Origin of the sequence: Fulvivirga aurantia, from assembly GCF_009711475.1 — a bacterium.
Classification (GTDB): domain Bacteria; phylum Bacteroidota; class Bacteroidia; order Cytophagales; family Cyclobacteriaceae; genus Fulvivirga; species Fulvivirga aurantia.
This window is the reverse complement of sequence record NZ_SMMD01000517.1, coordinates 1-3,512: the sequence shown is the minus strand read 5'-3', so window position 1 is coordinate 3,512 and position 3,512 is coordinate 1. Positions and strand designations below refer to the sequence as shown.

Here is a 3,512-nt window from a genome sequence, read left to right as displayed (position 1 = left end):
TTCCTTCGTCAGAATGACCTGTTTGAGTTGTTTTACAACTTGAGACATTCTCATTTGATGATTTTTAGGCATAAAAAAAGTCGCCAGTGTAACTGACGACTTGAGTATATCGAATAGTATTTGCTTTATCCTTGTGAGGTCGGTCTTACTTGTAGCTCATTGATATGCACACCATTTGGCTGAGACACTGCGTAGTAAATCGCATTGGCTATATCTTCACTGTCTAAAAAGTCCAGATCAGCAAACATGTCTTTAAAATCATTCATCAATTCATCGTCTGTGATCGATTCTGTAAGCTCTGTTTCTACAGCACCGGGCTCAATACAAGTGACTCTTATACCATGTTTTGGAGAAAGTTCTTTTCTCAGACCATCGCTCAAAGCTCTCACAGCATATTTAGTGGCTGAGTACACTGCACTACCATTCATAACCTCTCGCCCTGCTACACTTGATATGTTTACGATATGCCCACTTTTTCTTTCTGTCATGTCAGGCAAAGTTTCTGCTAAACAGTGCAGCACGCCATTTACATTTACATCTACCATTTTGAGCCACTCATCTACATGCATGTTTTTCATATAGCTTAGCGGCATTATTCCTGCGTTATTTACAAGCACATCGCAGGCTCCAAATTCATCTTTAGTTTTCTGAGCAAGATTTTTTACATCCTCTCGCTTAGTAACATCAGTTTCTACAACCAATGCCTCGCCACCTTCATTTTCTATATCTTCTTTTAGCGCAGTCAGCTTTTCTTTTCTTCTTGCTGCCAAAACTACTTTTGCTCCGGCTTTGGCAAATTTTTTGGCGGTAGCTTCGCCAATACCACTACTCGCTCCTGTGATTATTACTACTTTGTCTTTTACGTCCATTTTTTCGTTGGTTTTTTTACTTTTACCAACAGGCCTCGCTTGTGGGATGTTTAGCAATAAGACCTATTTAATTTCTGAGAAGAGACTCGTATGGACAAAAAAAAGCCCCGGCACCTCTGCCGGGGACTTTCAACCTAAACCCAATCCCGAACCACCGGGATATCCAACTTCACAACCTACTCTTTAAATCTCGACACTGTCGAGGTTTATAAATTCTATTTGTTTGTTATCATCTATATCAACGCCAACGATTGCCTCTTTATTGATCTTGCCTGCCAATATTTCTTTAGACAGTTCATTTAAGATCTCTCGTTGGAGTACTCGCTTCAACGGCCTTGCACCAAATTGCGGATCAAAACCTTTTTTAGCGATGTAATCTAATGCTTTATCAGATATCTCAATCTTCATACCAGACTCAGCTAATCGTTCTCTTATTTGTCCGAATTGGATATTTACGATCTTTCTGATGTCAGTTTTAGAAAGAGGTCTAAACATGATGGTTTCATCAATTCTGTTTAGAAACTCTGGTCGCATCGATTTTTTCAACAATTCAAATACCTGACCTTTAGTTGCCTCGATTACTTCCTCCTCATTCTCCTCATTCAGTTTTTCGAAATTATCCTGAATAATGCCGGAACCAATGTTGGTGGTCATAATAATAATCGTGTTTTTAAAATTAGCCACACGACCTTTATTATCGGTGAGTCTACCATCATCAAGCACTTGCAGTAGTATATTGAATACATCAGGATGTGCCTTCTCGATTTCATCAAGCAAGACCACAGAATACGGTTTTCTACGAACGGCTTCCGTAAGCTGGCCGCCTTCATCGTAACCAACATATCCCGGAGGCGCTCCTACGAGTCTACTCACCGCATGCCTTTCCTGATATTCGGACATATCAATCCGAACCATGGCATTCTCATCACTAAATAAATAATCTGCTAACGCTTTAGACAGCTCCGTTTTACCTACACCAGTGGTACCTAAAAAAATAAACGAGCCAATCGGTCTTTTGGGATCTTGCAAACCAGCCCTGCTTCTCCGTACGGCATCAGATAGCGCCCTTATGGCTTCTTCTTGTCCCGCAACTCTCTCTCCCAACTCTTGCTCCAAAGATAACAACTTTTCTCTTTCACTTTGCAACATTTTTGTGAGCGGTATACCAGTCCATTTGGCTACAACCTCAGCAATGTCCTCACTATCAACCTCTTCCTTCATCAAAGAATTTTCATTATGGCTGGCATTTATTTTTTCCTGATAATCCTGCAGTGTTTTTTCCGCTTCAGTAATCTTACCATATCGTAACTCAGCCACCTTGCCAAAGTCACCAGATTTCTCTGCCTGCTCGGCTTCAAATTTGAGTTTATCAATATCCTCTTTGGCATTTCTTATGCCTTGTACCAATTCCTTTTCATTTTCCCAACGAGCCTTAAGACCATTTCTGGCTTCTGTCAACTCGGCTATTTCTTTAGAAAGCGTACGCTCTTTGTCTTTATCCTTTTCACGTCTAATAGCTTCTCTTTCAATTTCAAGTTGCATGATCTTACGATTAAGCTCGTCAAGCTCCTCTGGTAAAGAGTCCATTTCCAGTCTGAGCTTAGAGGCAGCCTCATCCATTAAGTCTATGGCCTTATCGGGCAAAAACCTATCTGAGATATAACGTTGCGATAGCTCAACAGCCGCTATAACTGCATCGTCTTTTATGCGCACTCCGTGGTGCAGCTCATATTTATCTTTGATACCTCTTAGGATCGATATAGCGTCTTGCTGAGAAGGCTCACTGATCATTACACCCTGAAATCTTCGCTCCAGTGCTTTGTCTTTTTCTATATATTTCTGATACTCCTTAAGCGTAGTTGCACCAATGGCATGCAGCTCACCCCTGGCTAATGCCGGCTTGAGTAAGTTTGCAGCATCCATGGCTCCTTCACCTCCTCCACCAGCGCCAATAAGCGTGTGGATTTCGTCTATAAAGAGAATAATCTGTCCGTCAGAATCAGTAACTTCTTTAATTACAGCTTTTAATCGCTCCTCAAATTCACCTTTATATTTAGCTCCTGCAACGAGCAGGCCCATATCTAATGAGATCAGAATTTTGTCTTTCAGGTTTTCTGGCACATCACCGTCAACAATCCGTTGAGCCATCCCCTCAATTATGGCAGTTTTTCCCACACCAGGTTCACCAAGTAATATGGGGTTGTTTTTGGTTCTGCGAGATAGAATCTGAAGTACTCGCCTGATTTCATCATCCCTACCAATTACCGGATCTATCTTTCCCGCTTTTGCCTGCTCATTGAGGTTGATAGAATAACGCTCCAAAGACCGGTACTTAGACTCAGCATTTTGATCCTTCACCGTATCGCCACCTCTTAGCTCTTTGATGGCCGCAATTAGTGACTTGCGTTCAAAACCAGCATCTTTCAGAAGTTGAGCCACTTTATCTTTACCGTCATATAAGCCAAGTATGATGTGCTCTACGGCTATAAATTCATCGCCAAAGCTTTTTAATTCTTTATCAGCTTTCTGCAATGCAGCTGCAGCATCATTAGATAAATAAGGTTTCTGACCACTTACTTTAGGATAACTGTTGATTATCTCTTCCAGCCTTGAGTCTATTAGGTTTTTATTGATATTCAGTTT

At 41.1% G+C, this 3,512-nt stretch carries 2 protein-coding genes; both read right to left on the bottom strand.

The features are described from left to right. Nucleotides 1-125 precede the first annotated feature (125 nt). Nucleotides 126-869, bottom strand: coding sequence for an SDR family oxidoreductase (locus tag E1176_RS03930; protein ID WP_155209268.1), 744 nt, complete (start codon nt 867-869; stop codon nt 126-128). Between the two features lie 183 nt (nt 870-1,052). After that, a partial coding sequence (gene clpB, locus E1176_RS03925; RefSeq protein WP_155209267.1) for an ATP-dependent chaperone ClpB occupies nt 1,053-3,512 on the bottom strand: 2,460 nt, incomplete at its 5' end.